The 25,127-nt window shown below is 47.2% G+C and carries 24 protein-coding genes, 2 tRNA genes and 1 rRNA gene; 9 read left to right on the forward strand and 18 right to left on the reverse strand.

From position 1 onward, the window contains the following. Positions 1-286: 286 nt before the first annotated feature. A 23S ribosomal RNA gene (locus tag EYM_RS02190) occupies positions 287-3,340 on the reverse strand. A 356-nt stretch (positions 3,341-3,696) separates the two neighbouring features. Here EYM_RS02190 and EYM_RS02195 point away from each other — a divergent pair. Both EYM_RS02195 and EYM_RS02200 read left to right on the forward strand, forming a co-directional pair. After that, a complete protein-coding gene (locus tag EYM_RS02195; protein ID WP_075049479.1) occupies positions 3,697-4,449 on the forward strand; it encodes a BtpA family protein in 753 nt (250 codons plus the stop codon). 103 nt (positions 4,450-4,552) lie between these two features. After that, entirely contained in the window at positions 4,553-5,497 is a 945-nt protein-coding gene (locus tag EYM_RS02200; RefSeq protein WP_075049480.1) for a single-stranded-DNA-specific exonuclease RecJ family protein, read from the forward strand. On the opposite strand, the gene EYM_RS02205 is transcribed toward EYM_RS02200, so the two are convergent. Then, positions 5,453-5,728 (reverse strand): 50S ribosomal protein L44e, encoded by a 276-nt coding sequence (locus tag EYM_RS02205; protein WP_075049481.1) that lies wholly within the window; start codon positions 5,726-5,728, stop codon positions 5,453-5,455. The genes EYM_RS02200 and EYM_RS02205 overlap by 45 nt on opposite strands. Before the next feature lie 156 nt (positions 5,729-5,884). After that, positions 5,885-6,037: a hypothetical protein gene (locus tag EYM_RS07785; RefSeq protein WP_157058727.1), complete on the reverse strand. Its 153-nt coding sequence runs from the start codon at positions 6,035-6,037 to the stop codon at positions 5,885-5,887. A gap of 4 nt (positions 6,038-6,041) precedes the next feature. Between EYM_RS07785 and EYM_RS02210 the strand changes: the two genes are divergently transcribed. Together EYM_RS02210 and EYM_RS02215 are read left to right on the forward strand one after the other, a co-directional pair. Beyond that, positions 6,042-6,584: a nickel-dependent hydrogenase large subunit gene (locus tag EYM_RS02210; RefSeq protein WP_075049482.1), complete on the forward strand. Its 543-nt coding sequence runs from the start codon at positions 6,042-6,044 to the stop codon at positions 6,582-6,584. Positions 6,585-6,594: 10 nt separating this feature from the next. Next, entirely contained in the window at positions 6,595-6,843 is a 249-nt protein-coding gene (locus tag EYM_RS02215) for a 4Fe-4S dicluster domain-containing protein (RefSeq protein WP_075049483.1), read from the forward strand. Here the strand turns inward: EYM_RS02215 and EYM_RS02220 are convergent. The 4 genes from EYM_RS02220 to EYM_RS02235 all read right to left on the reverse strand — a co-directional run bounded on the left by EYM_RS02220 (position 6,827) and on the right by EYM_RS02235 (position 12,878). Continuing rightward, positions 6,827-9,412, reverse strand: coding sequence for a class I tRNA ligase family protein (locus tag EYM_RS02220; protein WP_075049484.1), 2,586 nt, complete (start codon positions 9,410-9,412; stop codon positions 6,827-6,829). The two genes, EYM_RS02215 and EYM_RS02220, sit on opposite strands and share 17 nt — an antisense overlap. Positions 9,413-9,461: 49 nt before the next feature. Further along, positions 9,462-9,974 carry a hypothetical protein gene (locus EYM_RS02225; protein ID WP_157058728.1) on the reverse strand — a complete coding sequence of 171 codons (513 nt, stop codon included), beginning with the start codon at positions 9,972-9,974 and terminating at the stop codon, positions 9,462-9,464. A 5-nt stretch (positions 9,975-9,979) separates the two neighbouring features. Further along, positions 9,980-10,588, reverse strand: coding sequence for a hypothetical protein (locus tag EYM_RS02230; protein WP_075049486.1), 609 nt, complete (start codon positions 10,586-10,588; stop codon positions 9,980-9,982). A gap of 73 nt (positions 10,589-10,661) precedes the next feature. Then, positions 10,662-12,878, reverse strand: a complete 2,217-nt coding sequence (locus EYM_RS02235) for a carbamoyltransferase C-terminal domain-containing protein (RefSeq protein WP_217221090.1) — start codon at positions 12,876-12,878, stop codon at positions 10,662-10,664. Positions 12,879-13,584: 706 nt separating this feature from the next. On the opposite strand from EYM_RS02235, the gene EYM_RS02240 reads away from it, so the two are divergent. Continuing rightward, complete coding sequence (locus tag EYM_RS02240) at positions 13,585-15,477, forward strand: aldehyde ferredoxin oxidoreductase N-terminal domain-containing protein (RefSeq protein WP_157058729.1); 1,893 nt, start codon at positions 13,585-13,587, stop codon at positions 15,475-15,477. Here the strand turns inward: EYM_RS02240 and EYM_RS02245 are convergent. From EYM_RS02245 to EYM_RS02270, 6 genes are all read right to left on the reverse strand, one after another. Beyond that, complete coding sequence (locus EYM_RS02245) at positions 15,466-15,702, reverse strand: hypothetical protein (protein ID WP_075049487.1); 237 nt, start codon at positions 15,700-15,702, stop codon at positions 15,466-15,468. The genes EYM_RS02240 and EYM_RS02245 overlap by 12 nt on opposite strands. 50 nt (positions 15,703-15,752) lie before the next feature. After that, positions 15,753-16,121: a roadblock/LC7 domain-containing protein gene (locus EYM_RS02250; RefSeq protein ID WP_075049488.1), complete on the reverse strand. Its 369-nt coding sequence runs from the start codon at positions 16,119-16,121 to the stop codon at positions 15,753-15,755. 140 nt (positions 16,122-16,261) lie between these two features. Then, positions 16,262-16,337: transfer RNA gene (locus tag EYM_RS02255), tRNA-Asn, on the reverse strand. A 68-nt stretch (positions 16,338-16,405) separates the two neighbouring features. After that, positions 16,406-17,614: a glycosyltransferase gene (locus tag EYM_RS02260; protein ID WP_075049489.1), complete on the reverse strand. Its 1,209-nt coding sequence runs from the start codon at positions 17,612-17,614 to the stop codon at positions 16,406-16,408. Continuing rightward, a complete protein-coding gene (locus tag EYM_RS02265) occupies positions 17,601-17,885 on the reverse strand; it encodes a hypothetical protein (protein WP_075049490.1) in 285 nt (94 codons plus the stop codon). Before EYM_RS02265 ends, EYM_RS02260 begins: the two co-directional genes overlap by 14 nt. 85 nt (positions 17,886-17,970) lie before the next feature. Continuing rightward, positions 17,971-19,311 carry a glycosyltransferase family 2 protein gene (locus EYM_RS02270; protein ID WP_075049491.1) on the reverse strand — a complete coding sequence of 447 codons (1,341 nt, stop codon included), beginning with the start codon at positions 19,309-19,311 and terminating at the stop codon, positions 17,971-17,973. Positions 19,312-19,390: 79 nt separating this feature from the next. Here EYM_RS02270 and EYM_RS02275 point away from each other — a divergent pair, with 79 nt between their 5' ends. Further along, a complete protein-coding gene (locus tag EYM_RS02275; protein ID WP_157058730.1) occupies positions 19,391-19,714 on the forward strand; it encodes a hypothetical protein in 324 nt (107 codons plus the stop codon). On the opposite strand, the gene argC is transcribed toward EYM_RS02275, so the two are convergent. Then, positions 19,711-20,772 (reverse strand): N-acetyl-gamma-glutamyl-phosphate reductase, encoded by a 1,062-nt coding sequence (gene argC / locus EYM_RS02280; RefSeq protein ID WP_075049493.1) that lies wholly within the window; start codon positions 20,770-20,772, stop codon positions 19,711-19,713. The two genes, EYM_RS02275 and argC, sit on opposite strands and share 4 nt — an antisense overlap. A gap of 89 nt (positions 20,773-20,861) precedes the next feature. Here argC and EYM_RS02285 point away from each other — a divergent pair, with 89 nt between their 5' ends. Further along, positions 20,862-21,410, forward strand: coding sequence for a TetR/AcrR family transcriptional regulator (locus EYM_RS02285; protein WP_075049494.1), 549 nt, complete (start codon positions 20,862-20,864; stop codon positions 21,408-21,410). 41 nt (positions 21,411-21,451) lie between these two features. After that, positions 21,452-21,985, forward strand: coding sequence for an archaeal heat shock protein Hsp20 (gene hsp20, locus EYM_RS02290; RefSeq protein WP_075050579.1), 534 nt, complete (start codon positions 21,452-21,454; stop codon positions 21,983-21,985). On the opposite strand, the gene EYM_RS02295 is transcribed toward hsp20, so the two are convergent. Continuing rightward, a complete protein-coding gene (locus EYM_RS02295) occupies positions 21,972-22,307 on the reverse strand; it encodes an FmdB family zinc ribbon protein (RefSeq protein ID WP_075049495.1) in 336 nt (111 codons plus the stop codon). The genes hsp20 and EYM_RS02295 overlap by 14 nt on opposite strands. A gap of 247 nt (positions 22,308-22,554) precedes the next feature. After that, positions 22,555-22,652 (reverse strand) — tRNA-Arg (locus EYM_RS02300). A 94-nt stretch (positions 22,653-22,746) separates the two neighbouring features. Here EYM_RS02300 and mtnA point away from each other — a divergent pair. Then, on the forward strand, positions 22,747-23,829 hold the full coding sequence (mtnA, locus tag EYM_RS02305) for an S-methyl-5-thioribose-1-phosphate isomerase (protein WP_157058731.1): 1,083 nt from the start codon (positions 22,747-22,749) through the stop codon (positions 23,827-23,829). Here mtnA and EYM_RS07790 read toward each other — a convergent pair. Further along, positions 23,826-23,969 carry a hypothetical protein gene (locus tag EYM_RS07790; protein ID WP_157058732.1) on the reverse strand — a complete coding sequence of 48 codons (144 nt, stop codon included), beginning with the start codon at positions 23,967-23,969 and terminating at the stop codon, positions 23,826-23,828. The two genes, mtnA and EYM_RS07790, sit on opposite strands and share 4 nt — an antisense overlap. Positions 23,970-23,975: 6 nt before the next feature. Then, positions 23,976-25,058: an AmmeMemoRadiSam system radical SAM enzyme gene (gene amrS / locus EYM_RS02310; protein WP_075049496.1), complete on the reverse strand. Its 1,083-nt coding sequence runs from the start codon at positions 25,056-25,058 to the stop codon at positions 23,976-23,978. Positions 25,059-25,127: the final 69 nt, after the last annotated feature.

Genomic DNA, 25,127 nt, shown 5'->3' on the forward strand with positions numbered 1-25,127 from the left:
CTAGAAGGACGTGCGTTAAGAATTTCGAAGCGAGAAGCTGAAGCGAAGAACAATAAGGTCGATGAACCATGTCCTTGTACTTAAACCAAAGGAAATACTCACATATAATACAATAATGGAATAAATTGACAATAGAAAGAAGCAGAGAACCATTAGGCGCCGGGAAGGGTTAAGCGGGATCACGTGCCCCAGCGGTCCCAGTTTACCGGCTTCCGGGCCGTTGGGGCCCCAGGGACGAGCCGTTCCGATCTTCTGCGGCTCGCCCCTGGGTGGGAAGCCCCGCCCGAGGGCACGGCCTCGGGCGATTGGGAGCGGCGGGCTCGCCCCTCGAGGTTAACCCTCTCGGGGCTTACACCCCCGCCCCATCAACCCCGTCTTCTACGGGAGCCCTCGTGGGGGCACGAGGCCCCCAATGGCCGCCTCTTTTCGGGGTGGGGTTCCCGCTTAGATGCTTTCAGCGGTTACCCCTTCCGGCGTGGCTGCCCGGCTCTGCCCTGCCGGACAACCGGTACACCAGAGGCCGAGGCGCCCCGTTCCTCTCGTACTGAGGGCACCTTCCCCTCAGGCGGCCCACACCCCCCGTGGGTAGAGTCCGACCTGTCTCACGACGGTCTAAACCCAGCTCACGTTCCCCTTTAATGGGCGGGCAGCCCCACCCTTGGGGGCTGCTGCACCCCCAGGATGGGAAAAGCCGACATCGAGGTAGCAAACCGCGGGGTCGATGTGGGCTCTCGCCCGCGACGACTCTGTTATCCCCGGGGTAACTTTTCTGTCATGCCCGGCCCCCACCAGGGGGGACACGAGCGTTCGCTAGGCCGCGGTTTCCCGGCCGGACCCCCTGCCTTTAGGGGTCCGGTCAGGCCGGCTTTTGCCCTTGCACTCTACGGCGGGTTTCTGACCCGCCTGAGCCGACCTTAGGGCGCCCGTGTTACCCTTTCGCGGGCGTGCCGCCCCAGCCAAACTGCCCACCAGGCGCTGTCCCCCTTCCGGGGTAAGCCCCCCGGATGGGGGTGGGTGGTGTTTCATTGGCGACTCGACCACCCCCGGAGAGGTGGCTTCATTGTCTCCCACCTACGCTACGCACCCCCATCCGGGGGGCAACGCCTGGCTGCAGTAAAGCTCCACGGGGTCTTCTCTCCCTACGGGGGGTTGCGGGACTGTGCACCCGCTCAGGGGGTTCACGGGGCCCCGGGCCGGGACAGTGGGGACCTCGTTGATCCATTCATGCGCGCCGGAACTTACCCGGCAAGGCATTTGGCTACCTTAAGAGAGTCAGAGTTACTCCCGGCCTTCAGCGGCGCTTCGCCGGGTTGAACCCCGGTTTCACGGACCGCCAGTGGCCAGGATTCGGCCCCCGTACACACCCTTTCGGGCTTGCGGGGACCTATGTTTTTATTAAACAGTCAGGCCCCCCTAGGCACTGCGACCTGCGGTCCCAGGGTTGGGCCCCAGGACCGCAGGCACCCCTTCTCCCGAAGTTACGGGGCCAATTTGCCGAGTTCCCTGGCCCGGGTTAACCCCCAGCCGCCTTGGGCTTCTCACCCAGGGGCACCTGCGTCGGTTCTCGGTACGGGCGCGGGGGATCGCTCCCGGTCCCCTTTTCAAGGGCCCCAGGGATCGGCGGAAGCCCCCATGAGGGGGCCCCTTCCCGCCTTCGGCCCCTTCTCGCCATTACGGCCCTCCAGGGCCTTCGGTCGGTTAGCCGGGGCGACAGCCCCGGTCCGCCTACCCCGAGGCGTCGGAGACCGGGCTTGCGTTGCCGCACCTACCCCCGCGGTGCCGGAATATTAACCGGCTTCCCTTTCCCCGCCACCCAGTTAGGGGGCGGGTTAGGACCGACTAACCCCCGGCCTATGACAGTTGCCGGGGAACCCTTGCCCTTTCCGGCGGAGGGGATTCTCACCCCTCTTCGCTGTTACTACCGCCGGGATCGGCACTCGGAGCGGCTCCAGCGGACCTCACGGCCCGCCTTCTAGGCCGCCCCGACGCCCGCCTACCGGATCACCTCCGCACAGCGGAGGTGCCCCGGGGTCTCGGCGGCCGGCTTAAGCCCCGACCAATCTTCGGGGCCCCGGGCCTCGGCGAGTGAGCTGTTACGCACTCCTTAGAGGATGGCTGCTGTTAGGCCCACCTCCCCGCTGTCTGAGGCCCGGGACGCCCTTTCGGTTGGCACTTAGCCGGCACTTTGGGGCCTTAACCCCGGTCTGGGTTGTTCCCCTCTCGGCCCCCGGGCTTACCCCGGGGCGCCCCACTGCCCCCTTCTACGGCGGCCACGGGTTCGGAGTTTGACGGGAGGCCGGGGGCACAACGCCCCCTGCACCTCCCATCAGTAGCTCTACCCCGTGGCCCGCCTCCGGGGACGCTGGGCTTAGACCCACTTCGGCGGGAACCAGCTATCACCGAGCTAGATTGGCCTTTCACCCCTAGGCGGAGGTCAGGGGAACGAGTTGCACGTCAGAACCCTTTCGGGCCTCCACCGGGCTTTCGCCCGGCTTCACCCTGCCCCCGCCTAGATCGCCCGGTTTCTGGTCGCACGACCGTGACTCCGGGCCCGTGAGGACCCCGCCCCTCGGGGCAAAAGCCCCTGCGGGCTAGTCGGTTTCCCTACGGCTTCGGGGGTGAACCCCTTAACCTCGCCACGGCCGTGCACTCCCCGGCCCGTGTTTCAAGACGAAAGGTGCGACCCCGGTCAACCCCGAACGTACTCCCGGGTCGCCCCGGTTTCCTTCCGGGGCGTCATCCCTTGCGGGCCGCACCCTATGTAACCGCCCGGTTTCAGGCTCTTTTCACCCCCTGCCAGGGGTACTTTTCAGCTTTCCCTCACGGTACTTAGTGCGCTATCGGTCTCGGGACGTGTTTAGCCTTGGAAGCCGGTGCCTCCCAGCTTCCCACGGCAATACCAAGCCGTGGTACTCTGCTCCGCGGCAGGAGCCCCCGCGGTTTCCCCTACGGGGCTGTCACCCTCTACGGCCCCGGACTTCCACCGGAGTTCGGGTACCGCGGGTCGGCTCCCCCCGCTCGAGGCGGAGCCGCGGAGCCGCAACCCCTCATCTCCTCACGGTTATCCCGTGAGGAATTGGTTTGGGCTCTCCCCCTTTCGGTCGCCCCTACTCGGGGGATCCCGTGGTGGTTTCTCTTCCTCCCCCTACTAAGATGTTTCCGTTCGGGGGGTTCCCGCGGGTTCTCCCCGCGCCGAGGGTTGCCCCTCGGCGGGAAGTCCCATTCGGGGATCCCGGGTTCCGAGCCTGCGTGCGGCTCCCCCGGGCTTATCGCAGCTTGCCACGCCCTTCGTCGGCGCCCGAGCCGAGCCATCCACCGGGCGGCGTCCGCGCCGCTGCCCCTGGGGCGGGGCCCCAACGGCCCGGAAGCTTGCGGTCCGGAACCGCTGGGGCACATGATCCCGCTTAACCCTTCCCGGCGCCCATTGTCCCGGTGGGGAGCTTCCGGCCCTAAGGCCGCATTGCTGCCCCCACCGGGGCGTCGCGCCCTTAAGCCGGGAGCTACCGCTCCCGGCCCGCATCTTTGAGCGCTCGCCTGTGAGCGTGCTTCTTCGCCGCGTGCCGGGTTTCTCCCCGGCGCCCCGCGGCGCTCTCCGTGTTTTCCAGTAGGGGCGTGGGGGTTATAAAATTAACTGATAAGTAGTTTATGAACTATCTCTTTTATTTCCTTTCCAGTAAGTATAGTGTGGGCGCTTCCTTGGAAGTCATAGGCGTAGTCCACCTACCTCCCTTACCTTCTTCCCCCCAATGGAATGGAGACTTAGAGGAGGTGATTCGAAGGGCAGTTAGAGACGCAAAGGCGCTAGAGATAGGGGGCGTCGATAGTATCTTAGTAGAGAATTATGGTGACTATCCGTATAGAATAAGGGTTGACCCGTTAACAGTTGCTGCCGTTACGCGAGTTACAACGGAGGTACTCTATTCAGTCAACGTAAACGTTGGCGTGAGCTTGTTACGCAATTCCGCACCAGAAGCTATAGCTATAGCCTTAGTTACTGGTGCAAACTTCGTCAGATCCAATCAATGGTGCTGGACTTCGGATGCACCAGAGGGGCTCCTCCAACCAGTAGCTAGAGAAGGAATCGAGGTGATGCGTGTCTTTGGAAAGAAGGTTAGAGTAATAGCTGACGTAAGAGTAAAACACGCCTCGCCGATCTCTGGAAGAAGCGTTTGCGATGAGGCTAGGGACTTAGGAGGTAGGTGTATGGCCGATGCGCTGGCCGTCTCTGGAAGCGCCACGGGCGAGGAAGCGGACCCCGAGGAAGCAAAGCTAGTTAAGAGGTGTTCCGGTAAACCCGTCTACGTAGCCTCCGGGGTAACCCCTTGGAACGTTGACAAATACGAAGAAGCAGACGGCGTAATAGTTGGAACTTACTTCAAAGAGGGAGGAGTTACAACTAATCCCGTTGACGTTGAAAGGGTTAGGAAGTTCGTTAATAGGGTCAGGTAAGGGTGGGTTCCTCATTTCCCTTTCGGACCCTAAGGTCCTCGTCATCCCGGTCCATTCTTATAGTTCTCACCGAAACTAATTGAGCTACGGGTGTCCAAGCTAGTTGAAAATACTCACGCACTGGGACGCTGATGGAATAATAAGTGCATCGAAGGTACTAGAGGTAATAGACGGAGAGGTTTATATTCCAAGAATAGGTACTTGGAGGTTCGAAGCAATACCTCGGGAAGCGTTGAAAGGTACCTTATACGTCTTAGATTATTCACTTCCAAGAGAGGATTGGGAGAAGGTATGTGAAATGATAGAGGACTTAGTGATCATAGACCATCACACCGGTAACGAAGCGCCGTGCGGAAAGACGATAAATCCGGCTCTAAGGGGAATAGAAGTGCCTGCTTGCTCGTTAGTGGTTTCGAACTACTTCCGAATTCCCTACGATTGGAGAGATGCTGTTGCGATAGCAGCCGATCTAGGCGATCCTGCCGGGAACCCGTTTTGGGTTAAAATAGTAAAGGAACAACGTCTCAATGAAGAGGATATAATGGAAGCTGCCGCCTTGCTAAATTCGTGTTACAGGACGTTGGATTACGAGTGCATCAAGGAATACGCGTACAATCTTCGCCAAATGGAACTGGAAGAGGTGCTTAACGATAAAAGGTTGAGAGCGAATAGGGAGAGGGCTAGATCGAGGTTAGAAGAATACCTCAGAAAGGCTAACTGCGTTGGAAGGGTGTGTTTAATTAGAGGAGACGAGGACGTCCACCTATTTGCCTCGGCCTTGTGGAAGAGGTTAAAGCGCAACGGAGTTTCAATTGTCATCACAATCAACGAGAAGATGATGAGAATATATTGTAGGGGGGATGAGAGGGATTACGAGGAGGCTATTCGAAGAGCTAAGCAAATAGGTCTCAAGGAGGTAGGTGGGAAGAAAGAAGTCTGTTCAGCCCACGTAACTCGCGAAGAGTTACCGAGAGTTATTCGTGTGTTAAGAGAGATGAAGCTGTTAGACGAGTTCGAATTTCTTGAGTCTTCCGTAATTGAACATTAAGGTGTAGCCGCAGTTCTTACATCTGAGCTTAACCACTTGGTTCTTGGTGACTTTCGCGAACCTCTTCTGCTCTGGCTTTCTCTGAGAACCGTAACCCTCTTGCTTCCTCCTGTATCTCCTCTCACCTTGGGCTAGTGCCCTCCTCTTTCCGTGCTTGTAAACGGTTACGCTATGAGGAGTGTGAGTTTTACACCTAGGGCAATACCTATTTATCTCCTTAGGTACCTTCATTCCTTTAACCCCTCCGTGCTTCGGGGGAGGATTAAATAACGGTTTAGCTCTTGCTTCAGAATTTAGTTAAAGTAAGAGAATTACCGAGTCAAATGTGATCGAACGAGGTAAATCGGTTCAACCTCTTTATTATAAATCTTGAGTAGGAGACTACCGCTACTTCCTCTTCCTTATGTCCAATCTGAAACTCTTCTTACCTCCGCTCCGTCCTTCGACTATTAGCCTCATTGCCGTACTGAACGGCTTATTCTTGAAGAAGACGCTGTTCAGCGTGAACATGTAGAACCTCCTTGGGTCATATACTTTCACCAGTGTGAACGCAACGGGGAAACTCGGAACGCATAAGGCCGACGAGCTACTTGAATTGTTTAGAGAGGAGTACGACAGACCCCTAAGACCCCTCTTCTACCATCACGCCAGGGTAATAGAGACCGTGCACATGTTCGAATTATTAAAGGAGTTAATGGATAACCCCGAGCTTTACGAGGGCGAATACCTAGCTGAACCAGACGGCATGAGATTAGAGAGGGGCGTAGGTGGTCTAGAGGCTCCCAGGGGAGTCCTTTTCCATGACGTAAGGGCTGTAGAGGACAACGGTACCGTCAGGGTGGCTAAGTTCAACATAATAACTCCAACGGCCCTCAACGCAGCCGCTATGGAAGCTGACTTAAGAGCTTACCTGATTGGTAAAAACGTAAAGGCACTTGGCGATCAAGGCTTGTACGCGGCCGTTAGCTCGATAATTAGGTCCTATGATCCTTGCATGGCGTGTGCGACTCACAGCGTTAACAGGATAGGAGGCTTCAAGATAGCAATAGTGAAGAACGGTAAAGAAGTAAAGACTATAAGTTTGTGAGGTGCGAAGAATGGTTAAGATAGAGATAGCTCCTTGGTGTAAGGGTTGCCCCGTATGCTATAACGTATGTCCCGCACCAGTCAACGTATTCGAGTTAGTAGACGGAGTACCTAAAGTAGCCAGACCGGAATACTGCTTCGCTTGCGGACTCTGTGCAGAGCTCTGCCCAGCTAAGGCCATAATACTCGAAGACTACGAGAAACCGTATCACTTACCTTTCGGTGAGAGGGTCAAGAGCTTAGTTAAGAAGATGATTTGATTTTCTCTACTTTAGGTTCTAGGGGGTTCACCGTCTCGTCTACCTCCACTTCTATCTCCTCTATTCCAAGCCTCCTCTTCAACTCCTCGGACAGTTCCTTTACCATTTTCTCCTCGTCAATATATCTAATTATTTCCCTAGCTTCTGAACTGAGCTTATGAGCTTGCATAACTATCTCTTTGGGTAAGCTTTCCAAGTCTTCCCACGCTCCCTCGTCAATCGCCTCTATGGCATCTAGAAGCGCGATGAGTTTGTCGTGCGGTGCTACCTTGATCTTTACCTTTCCTCCCCTCGCGTCTTCCAATCTATCAAGTAGCAGATCGTAGTACCATTCCTTCGCCTCTACGCTATAGTTTCTCTCTCCTTCTACAGGCTTCATAGAACCTATCTCCTCTGCTAGGGATGGAAGCACCGGGTACAATATCGAACTCCATGCATCAACGAACTTCTTGGCCTCTTCCGAAGGCATTAAGCCCTTATCCTTGAGACGTTCTAGGTAACGTTCCAATACCCTCTTGGCCTTGGAGGTAGCCAATATACTGGCCTCCCTAACCATATTCTTATCTAAGAGTTCCTTGAACTCGTCTTGTAGCTTTACTGCTTGACTTACTAACCAGACGTCTATCTCGTCTAAGTTCTTTCTAGCTACTTGAATCTTACTCGCCAGGGCCCTTATTTCGTTAATGAGATTAGTTACGGTCTTTACCTCTTGTTCGAGATCTGTGCTCTTAAATGGATTCTCCGGCTTAGTCTTGGTGAGCAACAGTAACCTGAAAGCTAGTCCCTCTAGCTTCCATAAATCTACTTGATTTACTTGAGCCTCACCGGTAACGAAAACCTCTCGGGGTACTTGGGTTGGCGGTAATATTGCTGCGTGATGGAAGAACATATAGGTTACGTGACTCCTAAGCAGCCCTTCGTAAACTATCCTCAAGTCTAAGGGCATCCAACTTATTAGCTTCTTCCTAAGTTCCTTTAACTCATTATTCGATGGAGAGCCTATGCCTAGTATTAGGTAGTCCCAATCGCTCTCTGATAGTTCCTTGTTCTTCAAATATGGAGCAAGGGGATAGAAGAGATAGTACAGAGTTGAGTCCGTTAAGCTATCCACGATCTTTCCGTCCCATTCGGTCCCCATACCTTTAGAGGTGGTGAACGCCCTCTTCCTCATACCCTTAACGCTTTCTATTACTACTCTCTTGGCGTCCCTAGGCCAGAACTCGCTCATGCCAAGGGCTTCTAGGGTCTCTTCCTTCCATTTCGGATTATCGTAGTCTAGGAACCACTGGTCCCTCAGTACTTTCACAACCACTTCGTTTCCAAACCTAGAGTAGATCGGTCCGTTCAGAACGTCATACATAGTTATGGCTAATCCGGCATTAGTTGCCGCATTCCTTATAACTTCTTGGACCTGATCTAGAGGCTTGTCACAGATAACAGTTTCTATAAGTCCCCTAAGGAAGCCATCGACCTTTAGGGAGTCAACGACTGTTTCGCATACAATTTTGCCCTTGCTTCTTTCAATTGATATTAACTTCCTCTCTGCCTCCTCTGGGTCGTACTTCCTCAATAATTTTTCTATTAAGTTCTCCTCGCCCTCTACCTCAACGACCTTCCTCCCTTGTAGCTTCTTTGGTTCTAAGCCGAAGCTTTCTAGTATTATAGGATTTGATAGGAGGTCCTTGACCATTAAATAGCTGGAAACGTTGTGTTTGGGAACTGATGCGACTACCCCGGAACCTCTGTTGGGATCTACGTGAGTTGAAGGTAAAATCGGAATTTCCTCATGAGTGATTGGATTTCTTACGTATTCGCCTACCCATTCCTCCGGGTTTACAGGGCCTAGTTCTACTACTCCTTCGAATTGATGCCTAAGCTTGAAGGCGGCCTTTTCACTGACGATGAACTTCTTACCGTTGAAATCTACTTCCACGTATCTCGCTCTTGGGTGTATCCATAGGTTGGTTACCCCGAAGACGAGTTCGGGTCTCAGAGCCGCTGGGAAGTATAAATTAGGATCTGCTTCGAATAATAGAAGGAAATAGGAACCTATCTTAGGTATAACGAAACCCTTAGTATCGTGATGACTGACTGGTATTTCCTCGACGGGGTCCCATGGAACGGGATACTCACCTTTTATTATGTACTCCTTGTCCAGTAGTTTACTTAAGATCCATTTCACGAAAGACTTATAACCTGGATCCTCGGTCGTAAACGAATATTCCCAATTAGGTGAAACTTGTAAGGATTCGAGTAGTTGCTTTATTTTTATCGCCATCAGATCTGCGAGCTTCTTGGGGGAGTCTACTTCAGACGGATCTATTCCGAGCGACCTTAACTTCGAGAGGGCCTCCTCATCGCCTTTCAGAACGCTTTCATAGAAGGATACGATCGGGGTACCACTGTAGTGGAAGCCCATGGGAAATAGTACTTCCTCGCCCATTAAATCGTGGTACCTTGCATATAGATCGGCCACGACGTAGGCCCTGAGCCTAGTAACCATTTCATTAACGTCAAACGGTAAGGCATAAGGAAACGCTGCCGTAACGAAGAACTTCCTACGGTTCATGAAATTGTGCCCCAATGATTGGGGGCGTTGAGAAGGTTTTAACGTGCACTCACTCCTCCGTCGCGATCTCTACGCATCTCTTCCATCGCTCCTCGTCAATAACTTTCTTTTTAAATAGGTAGTCGCAATAGCAAGTGTTCTTAGGAATGTACCTTCCATCCGAAGTTATCCATTTCAATAACTCTATATAAGACCTCTTCATGCATTCTATTAGTTCGTTATCGAAACCACTTTCCTTAAAGAGCTTCAAGGGACTTACGTGAATATGCATTGCGCCCGTAAGTAATTTTCTCTCAATAAGTGTAGCCCTATTCCAATAGGGCGAGAGTTCAATGCTAGTTTTGGTGACCCCCCTCTTAAAATCGTAATAGCCTAAGAGCGTTGCAACAGGTAAGTAAATAGCAACGAAGACCGCAACGAAATGTCCTAAGCTTACGTAATTATGTAGAGGCGTCAAGAACCAAATTAGGTTGGACGTATTGAAGATGGATATAAACAAACCTAAGTAGTTCGAAATGCCGACCCTTAAGTATACGTATAACCTAAGCAGCTTCGAAAGCACTCTCGTCACCTGTACATTCTCTCATAATTTATTCTCTCGAGTTCCTTCACCAAATCGTCGCTCAAGTCTATATCATCTAAATGCTTAACGAGGACCTTTAGACACTCTCCATTAAATGTAGGAACGTGTACTTGGACATCTCTTGAAGTATAGCACCAATCGATAGTTTTGGAAGCTATTTCCCTAAGGCAATTGATCGCCTTCTCTCTAATCTCTGGATCACTTGTTTTATTAGCTGCGTAATTATATTGAAGCGCTACTGCGGGTAAGGAATTGTACCTATAAACCATGTTAGCAAGTATTTTCCATGAAGGTCTCCTCCAGTAAATTACCTCTTCGTCGCTCTTCCTGCTCGAGAGCGCGTGAATGTCTATCCATCCTAGGGCAGTGCTAGCTGCTAGCAAGGTTGCCGCCGATGCAATAATTACTATCCACTTCTCGATTGGACTTAATTTGAGTCTCTCTAAAACTATTCCATAGAGTATTGTAACGAAATTTATAATAGAGAGAATGAAACCCAGGTAGTTTACGTGACCCTTCGAGACGTACGCCGGAAGCTTCGCTACTGGAGAATTATATAGTTTGGAAGCGATTTTCACTAGGACCTCTCTCAATCTTCATCCCTTTCTCAATAATCCCCTAACTCACCCTATTGAAGAACTATATCTGATTTAAAGGATCTAAAAGCTACCTCCTCATTATCAAGTATCCTTCCATCCACATAGCGTCGAACCTACCTAGTAGGAAGCTCACTATGGCTTGCTTCGGAGTGTCCACTAAGGGTTCCCCACCTAAGTTGAAGCTGGTGTTCATTACCACGTACTCACCTGTTTCGTCCCCGAAGGCCTTAATCAATTGATACCAATTCTTATCTATGGAAGGCGTTACAGTTTGCGGCCTAGCAGTCCTATCCACGTGGCAAACTACCGGGAGCCTCTCGCATGCCTCTTCCTTGAACCTCTCCATTACTATCATGAAGGGCAAGTGTTCCCCGACTTCGAAATACTCCTTAGCCTTGTCCAAGAGCAGCGAAGGGGCTAGGGGCCTCCACCACTCCCTTCCCTTTAGCGCGTTGACCCTCTCCCAGTTCTCCCTAATTCTCGGATCCGCTACTATGCTTCTGTGCCCCAAAGCCCTAGGCCCGAACTCCGGTCTCCCTTGGTAAACAGTAACTATCTCGTTTCTCAGCAAGTGATCGACTAGTTGAGTTATATCCGCATTCTCAACCTTTAAGTTAAAGGTATCCTTAGCCCACCTGATGGCTTCGTCAACTTCATCGGAGAAGTCCGCTCCCCAGAAGACGTTCTCTATCCTCTCGTTCTTGACCTTCCCTCCCAATACGTGTTCGTACGCCCACAGGGCAGCTCCTATGGAAGTTCCAGCGTCGTTAGCTGCTGGGAAAACGAACATGTCGTTGAATATCTTAGCGTATAACACTTCCATGTTAGCCTTGGCGTTGAGCGCCGCTCCTCCAGCTATTACCGCTTCCTTAATTCCAGTCTGCCTAACTGCCCACCTCATTAGAGTTAGGTAAGCCTCTTCGAACCTCCTCTGAATTACGTAAGCGAAGTTGGCTGCCTCCTCATTTAGCGGCTTGGCCTTCGGATCCCAATTGACTCTGTAGTTACTAAACAGAACGGGCACGTTAACTACCGGGTACTTAATTGCGTACGGAACCTCTGAGTCTTCATCATAGACTTCGAGTATATCCGTAGCTAGGTTCCAGTACTTGTCTGTTTTCTTACCGTAGGGAGCTAGGCCCATTACCTTACCGGGGCCTTCAAATATGTCGAAACCTAGGAGGTAACTCAAGGTCTCGTAGAAACCGCCCAAGGAGTAACTTATTGTTGGGAAATTATGAAGCAGTTCAAACTCGCCGTCCTTTACGTCCCAAACAGTAGTTGAAGCTATCTCGCCACTACCATCTACAGTTACTGCTAAGGCTCTCTTGAAACCTGAGGTATAATAAGCAGAGGCAGCGTGTGCTAGGTGATGGGGGACTGTAACTATCTTCTTAGGTTCCTTACCGAAGGCTATTTTCCAGACTTTCTCAACGAGTCTAATTAAGTCTTGATTATACGTCCTCGCAGATAGTAGGTGTAGTTTCCTAAGCGTTTTATATATTTTTACGTAACGGGACTTGGGATTGCAGAATATTTTATTGTTTAGAATCAATCTTGCCTTCTCATCAATGCTACTTGCGATCCCATTACATGAATTTAAAACCATACCGGAAATATCTGATACTAGGTTTGGATCTATACCTAGTGCTTTTCCTATCATCCTTGCAAGGACTATTGGTGTTTTTGTACCAATTCTTTTACCACCGATCTTACACAAACCTAATGCCAAGAGAAGTAAATAGAAATATTTCTTACCATAGAGATATGAATACAGAAAAGGATCTTGCGGTTCCGTAGGCAATTGCGACAACGTCTTAAGCCATTCTTCTTTCGGATCTATATTAACTTGACCGAGTCTTCGTTTAGTTACGTTCGCTAGCCTTAATACACCAAATATATGGTCATTGAAATAGTCGATTGACTTTTTAATAACATGACCGAAGAAGAGGTCGTAACTGAAGTAGCATTTACCTTTATATTTTTTCTGGAAAGTCTTCTCAAGAAATTTGTTATTGTAAAGGATATCATAATCAAATGGGATCGCTATTACGTCTGCTTCGGAGATGTCTATTGAGTACTTCTTTAATAAGTATTGGCGGGCCTCAACTAGGGCAGGAACGAAGTACACGAACGGCGAATAGAGGTAAGTTCTGTTGTTGGAAACTACGTTGTGTTTAAGCCTACTTATCCTTTCTATTTCTTTAGAATAAATCAATCTTCCATCGTAAACTACCGCTATACTTGCATCATGAATATTGGGCACGAGACCAATGGAAATCATTTTCCGTAAGCCCTTGCGTGGTTTGAGTTAAGAAGATTAGGAATCTTTCTAGTTGACAGATGTCAATGACATACGATTCCGCTGAATATTCGTATTTGAACTAAGACTCTAAAAAGGCTTAGGGTCGATCGATATCGTAAGCAAAAAATCAAGAGAATATCTATATGGTAATACTGAAGAAACTACAAGAGATTACAATGAAACGGGTCTTTGGTTCCTGAATTTACATGGTACCTTAATAAGGCAGCAACAAGGGAAGTGAGATTTAAGATTATGCGAAGACTGATAGACAGAATTAAGCAAGTTACTTCAAAATGCGATAAGTAAGAAATGATTGTAATGTTTAGGTTGGCAACTACAGCTACACTCTTCACAATTTCGTAAAAACAGCATTACACCAGGACCTGGAAGATATAATACAAAGGTAGGTTCAAAAAGTAAAAATCTCTCTCATCTAACTACTCAAAAATTTTAAGGTACTCAATAATTAAATGATGAAGGACAATTGTGAACCTAGTGCATGAACGATCCAATACTCCGTTAATGACGTTATATCTGTTCGTTAGTTAGAGACTACCAGTTCCAAAGAGCTAAGGTTGTCTCAACCATGGAAACGAGTAATGATATCTGTTCGGAAAAAGTAATATAGATTAAGACTAAAACTGCTAACAAGAACTACCGACTCCGTAACGAGGTGCAAAAAGTTTTGAAAGTAAGATCGTGGCCCTGGAATCCCATTCAAGTTGATTTAGAAGAAGGAAACTGGGAAAAATTGAAACTTGAGGCTAAGGGAATAATAGAAGCTGGAGTTAAACTCCATTACGAAAAAGAGACCTTTAGGGGATCCCCCCTAGAGAACAACCTACTGGTTCTCGGACTGGGACCCTTTGCGAGAGGTCCATTTTACGGTGCAAACAGAATGATTGCAGTCTTCCGGAGTCCAATGACATATGGGTTACACGTATCCGCTTGCGGCGGAGTAGGTTTCCAATTCTCTTACTCCGGTACTTCCTTAGTAGCGCTTAAAGGAAAATCCAAACCTTCCGTGGTTGTAATAGAAGGAGATTCGAATGGAGTCAAGGACGTAAAGATCGAGAATGTGGATCCGAACTTCGTTTACAACTACTCGTCTGAATATAAGGGTATATTCTCATTATCGAAATACTTGTTCGATAAGTATGGAGAGGGGAGGGGTATAGTAGTTGGACCTTACGCCTTCAAGTCACCTACTGCTTCGCTAGTTAGCGTTTTCTTACCACACGGCGAAGTGAGTCCTTGGTCCGTTGATTTCTTTGGCAGAGGAGGTCCCGGAAGCGTAATGGCGCAAGTGCACGGAGTTCTGGCAATATACGCTACCGGAACTTTCCAACCTGATGAAATAGATCCTAACCTACCCGATGAAATTTCCAAAAAGGTATTCGGGAGAAACTACGTTCAAGTAGTTTTGGAAGCAACCAAAAAGTACAGATACGATCCTCAAATAGGTTCCGGTGGTACCTTTGGAGTCAACTACGTTTACTACAAGGACTTGATTCCGATGTTCGCATATAATAGCATGTATTACCCGCAGCAAGTTAGGGTAATGTTATCGAATTGGGCCCTTAGGTACTTCTGGAAACCGTTTCAAGATGAAACGATACTTGGGAGGATTTGGGGAAGTTGCGGAGAACCTTGTCCGGCGGTTTGTAAGAAGGTTTGGAGAGGTACTAAAATCGATTACGAACCAGCTAATGCCATGGGAACTCTAATAGGTATATTCAACCTCGAACTCACGAGGGAATTAATAGAAGTCGTTGATTCTAACGGCATGGACGCAATAGAGATGGGCCACGAAATATCGTGGTTGTTTGACTTAATTAAGAACAAACTATTAGATTACGACGAACTGGACCTTGATGAAGAACCTAACTTGGATCCTTTGAACTTCGATCCGATCGAAGACAGTGAAAGGAACTTCAGAGTAGCTAAGAGGTTACTGGAATTATTCGTTAACGGGGGCAACGAAATAGTTGACCTAATAGCTACGAAGGGATTGAGAAAGGCAGCCAAAATACTGGACAAGAAGTTCGAATATAGAGTTTCGAATAAGGGAGCGAAGTTCGAGGACTTCGCTGTTTACGTGGCCTTCGGTGAAGAGGGCTATATGACGCCCAACCTCTATTGGGCTCCGGGGATGGTTGCACCCCTTTACGTTTTAGGTCGATATTGGACCAATTACAAGCCTACGTTTATGGAACCGGAAGAGTTCGCCGTTAGTTCCTTCGAGAGAGCATTGAAGGAGTTACTGGTAGACAACGCTGGGATATGTAGATTCCACAGGAAGTGGGCCGAAAAAATGTTAGGGGAGATGTACGAATTGGTTTTGGGTGAGGGAATTTCGACCGAGTATGCAAAGGAAATCTATAGGAAAGTAGCTGAATACAACGAAATGGCTAACGCCGAACCCGTTCCTTGGGAGAGTAGAAAGACGGTGGACGTAGTGGCTACGATGGCAAGACACGTTATGAACGAGAGATGGATCGAGGAGTTCGAGAAGGGCAACGCTCTCGAATGGTGGAAGAGATTCAAACAAAAAATAGACCAGATTCTATGGAGCTGATTTCCGGCGCCTCCTCCTCCCCTTACCTCTCTCAACTAATTCCGATTGAAACTTCTCTTTGAGCTCCTTCAATTCCTTTATTGAAATCTTGCCTTCTAGGGCCTCTTCCCAAAGGTCCGTAACCAATAGCGTCGTCTTTATTTGTTTTATCTGAACCGATGAAGTCGCTTCCGATTCTACAGATTCCTCTTCACTGAACTCTTCCATGAAGTCCTCTTCGCTCAAGTTCCATCCACTGGCCTTCGCTGGGTTATAGATTTTAAGGTTTGAGCATTTTAGGCCGCTAGAGCGGCTTGTAGCCTATCCTTCTGCCTCTTTATCTCGTACCTCACTCTTCCGAGTAGGGCATCTTTCTCCGTAATAATAACTACTATAGCGTCGCCTATGTCAGACAACAGCACCTTACCTTCTTGATACTCAACAGTGGTCAGTTCAGCATCGCCTAGATTGAATTCCTCACCGAACCTTTTTACGGCACCGTAAATCGTCACTAACATTGCTGCAATGCTCTCTACGTCTATTTCGCCTGTACTCACTACATAGTCTATAACGAAACCGTCTTTGGAAATTACCATTACTGACTTGATGCCTTCGACTTTTACCATATCATTGAGTACCTTCTTGAGAGGTGTGATGGTGCTCATTCCGCCTTCCCTACTGTGTGATTGAACATATGACCTTATTAAATGACGTAGTGTTGAAATGGTCACAGCCGGTGGAGGCTCTTCATTATCGGATATCTGAGACGTGTAACCCGTTCATCCCTTCTTCAGGAGAAAATGTGTGGCGCCGGGGGGAGGACTCGAACCTCCGGCCACCGGGTTAACAGCCCGGCGCTCTACCAGCTGAGCTACCCCGGCACCGTTAGTTGGTGGAGAAATCCGGTTAATAAACTTAATTTCTTTGTGCTTAATTTGGTTTTGATATTTTAAGCTTTATTGAATATGGTTTTCATAATGGTCAAAAATTTTCTCCTAATATAATATTCTATTGCATCACATGCAGTTAAGTCCTTATTTATTTTCAAACTCAGATCGTATGCGAACGGTATAGTCAGTAGTAGATCGTTCACTATTGCTGGACCTCTGTACTTAGGAAACGGGTCCTTCGGTTTCCAAATTAATGCAGATAAAATGCCTTCTAGGGCAGCTTCATATTCTATTATCTTGGAACGTATTTTCTCTCTAAAGCTATAATTACTTCTCAGCAAGAATAAGAGAGTTCTCATGAAAATTATACGAGAAGTTAAGTCAATTAATGATACCAATGCTCCGAGATTAACTAGGGCAGGAGGAACAACTAGCGACTTCTTCGAAAATACCAACTCGTTTTTGTTCAGACACTTTAGAATCTTATAGTGAGCCAGCTTACGCGTAAGTCCTCTGTAATGTTTCCCTATATAGACAGGTACGTAAATAAGGACGTATCCTTTCTCATATATTTTAGCCCCTAGTACGTAATCGTCCCCATACATAAATGTATCAACGTTAAAAAATCCTACTTCGTCTATCACTTCACCTCTATAAACTGAGAATGCGCCATCTAGGTAACCTACTATTTGGGGATAGAGGGCTACTGAGGGTACCCTTATAAATGATTGAAGAGGCCTAGGTGTACTGAAGAAACCTATAGACCAGTACAGAGGACCACTATCGAAAACTGACTCGCTTGGATTCAGAAGAAATCCTTGCACACCAGCTATCCTCTTATCAGACTCCAATACCTTTATCGTCTTCTTGAACGAACTCTTAGTTAGTATAACGTCGTTATTCACCAAGGCAACGTAATCGAAGGGGCCATATTTTTGATAAAGAGAATAGTAAGCAATGTTGTTAGCGCGAGCGAAACCCAAGTTCTTGCTTAGTTTTATGAGATGTATCCTCTTACCCATAGAAATTAATTCGTCTTCCTTACTCACAACAAATTCCTTTAACACTTCGAACGTAGCATCATTAGATCCGTTATCTACTAATGCGATCTCGTGACAGTCCCAAGACGAGCTTATCAAACTATCCAATGCTTTTAAAAATCTCTCTTTATTATCTCCACATATATTCAGATATATCGAAATTGACAATAACTTTTTATCTCTCTTACAAGAAGTATTTCCTATAGCAATGTACTTAGTCTTCTTCAAGAGCTCTTTTCACCTCTTTCAATACCTCCTCATACTCTTTTTGGAGATCCTCAGCTCGTGGTGGTAATTCCAATCGAAAGATTGAGATTCCTAAAATGAGTAATATTAGCGAGATAGGTGTTCCGATTAGAAATACGAAGAGTCTCAATGCAATTAAATCTAGAGAGAAACATACCATTGCTATTGCGTAAAGGAGCAGTATTGAATAGATAAGTATGGCTGTTGACGCTATCAATCTAATTATTTTTAAGTCATAGTCTCTTCGAGACATCTGATACCCGAAGTAGAAATCGACATGCCATAAAATAGTATTTTTCATGAATACCATGAAACATAATACCCCGAGAATTTATATACTATTTACATCTCTCTATTACGTTTTTAGGAATAGTTTTATCGTCGAGATACTTTATATAACTATCAATTGTACAAAGGTCTTCATATAGAAGCATAAATTTCAGCAACTGAAGATACCTAGCTGGATCTACGCTTACCATTGGTTCTTTCGGTGTAAGAAGATGAGTTTTTCCAAGGAACTTACGATATCCTGAAAGATATACTGAGGAGATGAGTGCAGGAATACTTGTATTGAGTAGGATGTATCCATATATACGTTGAAACAGCTTTGTGATGTAAGTATAACTAATCTCTTGTCCGTTGATTTCATCACCTATTGGTTGGATTTGTTCCGTTTGTAAAGAATAGTGTTTCAGTAATTTCTTTATTTTTGGAAGTATTGCAAGTGATATCCTAAATGGCAGATCGTAAGTAAGCTTAATGATATCTACAAGTAAAGACGTGATAACTAGATTTACTACTTCTAAAGAATTCAGATGACCCGTGACCCCTAAGACGAAAAAGTTCTTGAGCACCGTGAGGCTCTCGAAGTCTTTATTCTCCTTCTTATTTCTTGACTTCCTAAAGAAGCTACCTCCAGCTAAATGTTCACCTACGGGATATGGAATATAATATAGTTTATAGCCACACCTCCAGAGTCTAATTGGCAGTTCAACATCCTCCCCATATAAGAAGAAGACTGGGTTAAAGAAACCACACTTCTTAATAGCTTCAACACTATAAACGGAGTAGCCACCAGTTACTAGTGTAGGAAAAACCAAATTCGAAATAGCAACTAGACGGGCGGGAGTTCCTCTAAAATGTGAAGATGGATTTAAGAGGTTTGGATTCTTAGTAACATCGAGCATTGGTGAGACCATCTGTTGAGCACTGTACCAGATACCAGTCTTATCCCAATAGAATATAAGTCCTTGTGAAGCAGCTACGTCACTATCCCTCAGTGGTATAGTAAGTATCCTTAGAGATTCAGGGTATATTTTCAGGTCGTCGTTGACCAAGGCAATATACTTAATATCTGGACGTATCTTCGTTATAGCTTCAAACGCAATGTTGTTAGCGCGAGCGAAACCCAAGTTCTTGCTTAGTTTTATGAGATGTATCCTCTTACCTATGGGTATCTCAGTTTGGTCTATCCACTTCTTTACCTCTCTATACGTTTGTTCCGGTCCATTAATTACTAGAACTATTTCATGGGGTATATAGTCCGCTTTTATAAGTGAATTGAATGATTCCTTGTAGATTTGCTTGAATTCCTCACGTATCTTATAGTAGACCGTAATAGAGGCTACAGCTTCTTTACCTTGGGGAGTTTCCCCATAAGCTTCATAAGCTAGTTCCATTGGAGTACATCCCTTCGCAGTTTCATAATAAATTAAGTTAAATCCGATATCCCTAATCATGAGTTCCGGGGCTTATAGAGTGACAATGTCTGGAAAATTAATTGAAGGCAGAAAGACGGTTACGCAAAAAGTAGTTTCAATTATGTTTATTATCATAGGGATAATATTTCTCTACTTAACACTCGCTTGTTGGATGGGAGGAGCTATATTTGCTTGTAGAACTCTAGTAGGTCTGCTGGGACTTGGCGTTTCCTCGCTGTTCATAGTATACGCAATTTCTCTTTACTCGTACCGTCTACCGCCATCGCCAGAAGAACTCGAAAGGGAATATAGAGATGAATTGAAGAAGGTATCGGAAATGATTGAGGAGGAACTAAAGAAGAAGTTCATTAAAGAGGATTAAGGTCTAACTGGAACTAGGTACTTGAGGCCTTCGTCCTCTGGTAGACCCAACATTAAGTTCATGTTTTGAACTGCCACTCCGGCAGCGCCTTTCATTAGGTTATCTATTGCCGCGAACATTGCTATTCTGCCTACCCTCTTATCTACCGCGAAACCTACCTCAGCGTAGTTGCTACCGTAGACGTTCTTCACGTCCGGATAAGGCATGGGAGCGCCCCTTACTATCTTAACAAATGGTTTCTTTGCATAGAACTTCGCGTATGCCCTTTGAACGTCTAATTCGCTTACATCTCTAGTGAGCCAAGAATACGCTGAGGCGAGGGACCCCCTTATCATGCTGACTGCGTGGGGAGTGAAAGCAACCTTGACGTCCCTACCGGTGAACTCCCTTAAAACTTGCTCGAGTTCCGCTACGTGTCTGTGTCCACTAGCGTCGTACGGTCTCGCAGTTCCTTCCCTCTCCGGATGATGGCCCCCTCGGTAGGGCTTAGCGCCTGCTTCGGAGGAACCAACCTTCACGTCTACAACTAGGTGATCCAAATCTATCAAGCCTTCCGCCGCTACTGGGACTGTCGCGAGGATCGAGGAGGAAGCGTTACAGCCGGGGTTCGCTACCAGTTGAGCCCCCTTTATTTTCTCAGAGTAAAGTTCCGGTATTCCGTATACGGCCTTTTCGAGTATATCGGGGTATGGATGTTCGTATCCATACCATATCTTGTAATCTTCCAGTCTCTTTAACCTATAATCGGCACTTAGGTCCACGACCTTCAAACCTATTTCAAGTGCCTTCGGAACGTAGTGGAGCGAGACCTTATGAGGAAGCGCTAGGAACACTAAATCTACGTCCCCAACTACTTCAGATAACTGATCGGGGTTGTCCAACTTCTTGAACTTAAGTTTATAGAAACCCCTGAGGTGCGGGTGTGCGTAGTATACGAACTTTCCCGCATATTCCCTCGAAGTCGCAACGCTAACCTCTACTTGAGGGTGAACTGCGAGTATCCTAAGTAACTCTCCTCCGGTGTACCCTGAGGCCCCGACTATTGCTACCCTATACATTTAAACAACCCATTACTCACCAACTGAAACTGAATAAAGGGTTTACGCGTATATATGTCTCCACAACTAGTTAACTCAGGGGATAGTTAGTGAATGGCGAGGCTTCTACTAAAGAGAAAATCCTTCAAGCCGCCCGAAAGGTGTTCGCCGAAAAGGGATTCTTAAAAGCTTCCGTTGAAAGCATAGCCCGAGAGGCTGAAGTTTCCAAGAGCTTGGTATTCTGGTATTTCAAAAACAAAGACGAATTGATCAAGGAAGTAGTTAAAGACATATTGCCCGGAAAGGCCGTCGAGGAATGCTTATCGAAAAACATCAAGGGCGAAGAGCTAGTTAGGTGTTTCATTGAAAGGTACGTTAAGTTGCTCTCGGATCCCTTGAACAAGAAGCTTGCAATTCACTTAATGGGATTGTCTCTAGTCCACCCAAACTATAAGAAGTTATATGACGAGTTTTGCGAAGAAGCACTAAGGGAACTGGCTAGAAGGTTATTCTGCAGAGAACCAGACGAGGTCGATATGGCTACTGTAAGGGGTTTGAACGGCTTGGTCCTATGTAACTCGGCAAGGGGTTACGACAAGGTTGAGGTACTCGCATCCATAGCGATACCTCTCCTAAAAGAGAGGGGGCTATGTACTTAATTTATAAAAATTTCCATTTAATTACCGCTTGGGTAAGAGATATGTTCTGGAGGAGAAGGAACATATTCGATTTGTTTGATTACTTACTTAGAGACATCGAAAAGGAGTTACAACTCTTCGAAACTGAAGTAGAGAGGCTCATTGAAGAGGCCGCCAGAAGCGGCGAAGTGAGGGTCGAGAGATACGGACCATACGTTTACGGGTTTTCAATAACTATAGGACCCGATGGAAGGCCCATAATAAGGGAGTTCGGTAACATAAGGAGAGGTCTCGAAGGCACTAAGGTAGAGGAGGAGTTCGAGCCTCTAGTCGATGTAATGGAGGACGAAGACAAGATTACTGTAGTAGCTGAGTTACCAGGTGTTAAGAAGGAAAACGTAAAGGTAAAGGTAGGCAAGGACTACGTTGAGATAAGGGCTTCGAACGGTAAGAAGTTCTATAAGAGAGTGGCCTTACCGGCCAAAGTGAAGCCCGAAACTGCTAAGGCCAACTTCAACAACGGCGTATTGGAAGTAACTGTCGAGAAGGCCGAAAAGGGTAAGAAGGAAGGAGAAGTAGAAGTTACTCCTGAGTAACGCTACTTCGAACCTTTCTTATCCTCCTCTTAAGCCTCGAACTCTTGTTCTTGCTTTTCATTTCCTCTAACACTCTTTCTACTATACTCTTCACCTTAGGCTTATTATCGTACTTCCCATCCCTATATTTCTTAATGACCTCCTTCACTGGAACAGTCTTCGTTTTAGTACTCTCTATATCGAAAACTAGCTCCGCACCGCACTTGGGACACCTCCCGTAACGATTAACTATAGAGTACAGAGATGGTATTCCCTTACTGTCTCCTCCCACAAATACTTCAATAACGCTGTTACATGAACTACAAACGTAGACGATAGGCAATATTTTACCCCCCAATGTGGTAATACTTTTCCAAGTACTTGAAGATGGGAAGGCGAGTTGTATACATCTTAGGGTCGCCAAAGGCCAATCTCTTCATAAATCAGTAGTTCGGGCACGCTCATTCCCGTTAACCTCTCCTTAGAGCCTTTAAGAACCACGAGTTCGAATTCACTCAAAGAGTTCAAACTCTGAGGTCCGCGACGTCTCACTGAATTAAGTCTGCGATTTGAGGAGAGTTTTAGGTGTTTGGCGGCCCCGCCGGGATTTGAACCCGGGACTACCGGCTATCCTCGAATCCGTAGGGCTTAGAAGGCCGGCGCCCTGTCCTGGCTAGGCGACGGGGCCCCATTTGTTCCGTCACCTGAATTCATCTAAAAAGCTTTCCCCTAGAGGATGACCTTTATGAAGGCTAATACCTTAACTGATTACGGGAACCTCTTTGGTCAATTTAGACGAGATCTTTAAGCCTATCTACTTCAAAGACGGACAGATGTTTTGGATCGATACGAGATACATACCATGGGAAGAAATATGGAGACATACGAAGGACTACAATAGGGTTGCACAAGCTATAAAAGACATGGAAATAAGAGGGGCACCGGCCATAGGAGTTGCCGCGGCCTTCGGTATGGCGTTAGCAGCAATCTATTCAAATGCAAGAAATATCGATGAATTACTAAAGGACTTGGAAAAAGCTAAGGAAGTTCTATCTAAGACTAGACCAACCGCGGTTAACTTATTCTGGGCGCTCGACCGAGTGATGCAAGCAGCATTGAAGGCCTCGGAGAGCGGTGACGTGGAGAAGGTAAGAGAGGTCGTACTTAACGAGGCTTACGCTATCCAAAGGGAAGATATCGAACAGAACGTAAGGATGGGCAAAATAGGGGCCGAGTTAATAGAAGACGGAGACGTGATACTAACCCATTGCAACACTGGCGCGTTGGCTACTGCCGGCTACGGCACTGCATTAGGAGTAATAAGAGCCGCATGGGAGCAGGGTAAGAGAATAGAAGTGATTGCAACGGAAACGAGACCAGTAGCTCAAGGAGCGAGGTTAACCGTCTGGGAATTAGTGAGAGAAGGCATTCCAGCCAAATTAATAAGCGACACCATGGTAGGATATCTAATGAGTAAGAAGAAGATAAGTAAAGTATTCTTGGGTGCAGACAGGATACTTCTGAGCGGTCACTTCGCTAACAAGATAGGTACTTATCAAATAGCGGTATTAGCCCACTATCACAAAGTACCTTTCTACACTGTTGCTCCTACATCTACGATAGATCCGAAGAGGACGTTAGATCAATTGGTAATTGAAGAGAGGAGTCCAGAAGAAGTTAGGAGATGTCCCTATCCATACGAGAAAATTTACGTAACTGTGCCTTCGATAGATGTGTATAATCCGGCGTTCGACGTAACGCCGCCGGAATTGGTAACCGGAATAGTTACTGAAGAGGGCGTAGCGTATCCGCCTTATTGGGTAAGCCTTAGGGAAATAATGAGAAAGAAGGGATATCAAATCTAAGCGAAGTACGCAGCAATAGCTGCTATGGAAGCGAAGGAGGCTGGGCACAAGAGCTTGCTCAGTTCCACGTTATGTGTACACACTTGATAGCTCACTAAGAAAGCGATAACGAGAACGAGTATCACTAACGTTAATTCCATCCAAACTCACCACCACGTTGTCCCATGGAATCTGCCTTTGAAATTGAGTTTGTAGCCGCATTTGGGGCAACGGAAGTCTTCAGTTAACTTCCATGATACGATGTAGAAGCCGTATCTCTCAACTACTAACTCACCGCACTTAGGACAGTAGGTATTCTCTAGTGGATGTCCACCTACGTTGCCTATGTACACGTAATGCAGACCTACTTCCTCCTTAGCTATCTTAGCTAGTTTCTCTAAAGTCTCCACGGGAGTTGGGGGGAAGTCTCTCATTAGGTAATCTGGATGGAAGCGAAGTAAATGGAAAGGTATTTCCGGACCCAAGTTGTCCTTAATCCATTGAGCTAGGTTCCTCAAGTCTTCTTCCTTGTCTCCTACTTTTGGAACTATTAAGTCTGTCACTTCAATAAACCATCCAACTTCCTTCATGACTTTTAAGCTCTCGAAAATCGGGGCTGGGTCTGGTACCGCCATATACCTTCTATAGAATTCCTTATTTGCAGATCCCTTGAAGTCTACGGTAACGGCATCCATGTAAGGGCCTAACTTCCTTATTGCTTCAGGAGTCATGTAGCCGTTTGTAACCATGGTAGTAAAGAGTCCTTCCTTCTTAGCTATTTTAGCAACGTCATACATGTACTCGAAGAATATAGTGGGCTCGTTGTAGGTAAAGCTTATTCCGTCAGCACCCATCTCCTTAGCTAACTGAACGACCTTCTCGGGCTCCAGGTACCTCCCGTATATCTCTTCCCTCCTAGCTTGACTTATCTCCCAGTTCTGACAGAATCTGCAGAAGAAGTTGCAACCTGCCGTACTTATACTAAATACCTTCGAACCAGGCTCGAAGTGTAATAGAGGTTTCTTCTCAATTGGATCGACATTGGCGGCAGTGAGAAGTCCGTAAACTAAAGTGTATAGTTTGCCTCCTATGTTAGCCCTGACGCCACAAACGCCGTAAGTATCGGGTGGTAACTTACACTTCCTCCAACATAAATCGCATTCAACCCATCCGTTACCTAAGTCCTTCGTTAGATCCTTATCGGCTTCCCTAACCCATTTCTTCCCTAGCCAGAAATCGAGCTTTCCCAATCTCTATACCCATCTATTGAAATGTAGAACATGGAGTTTAAAGTGGAGGTCCGATATCGCTCAGAATAA

The organism is Ignicoccus islandicus DSM 13165, assembly GCF_001481685.1.
Taxonomy (GTDB): domain Archaea; phylum Thermoproteota; class Thermoprotei_A; order Sulfolobales; family Ignicoccaceae; genus Ignicoccus; species Ignicoccus islandicus.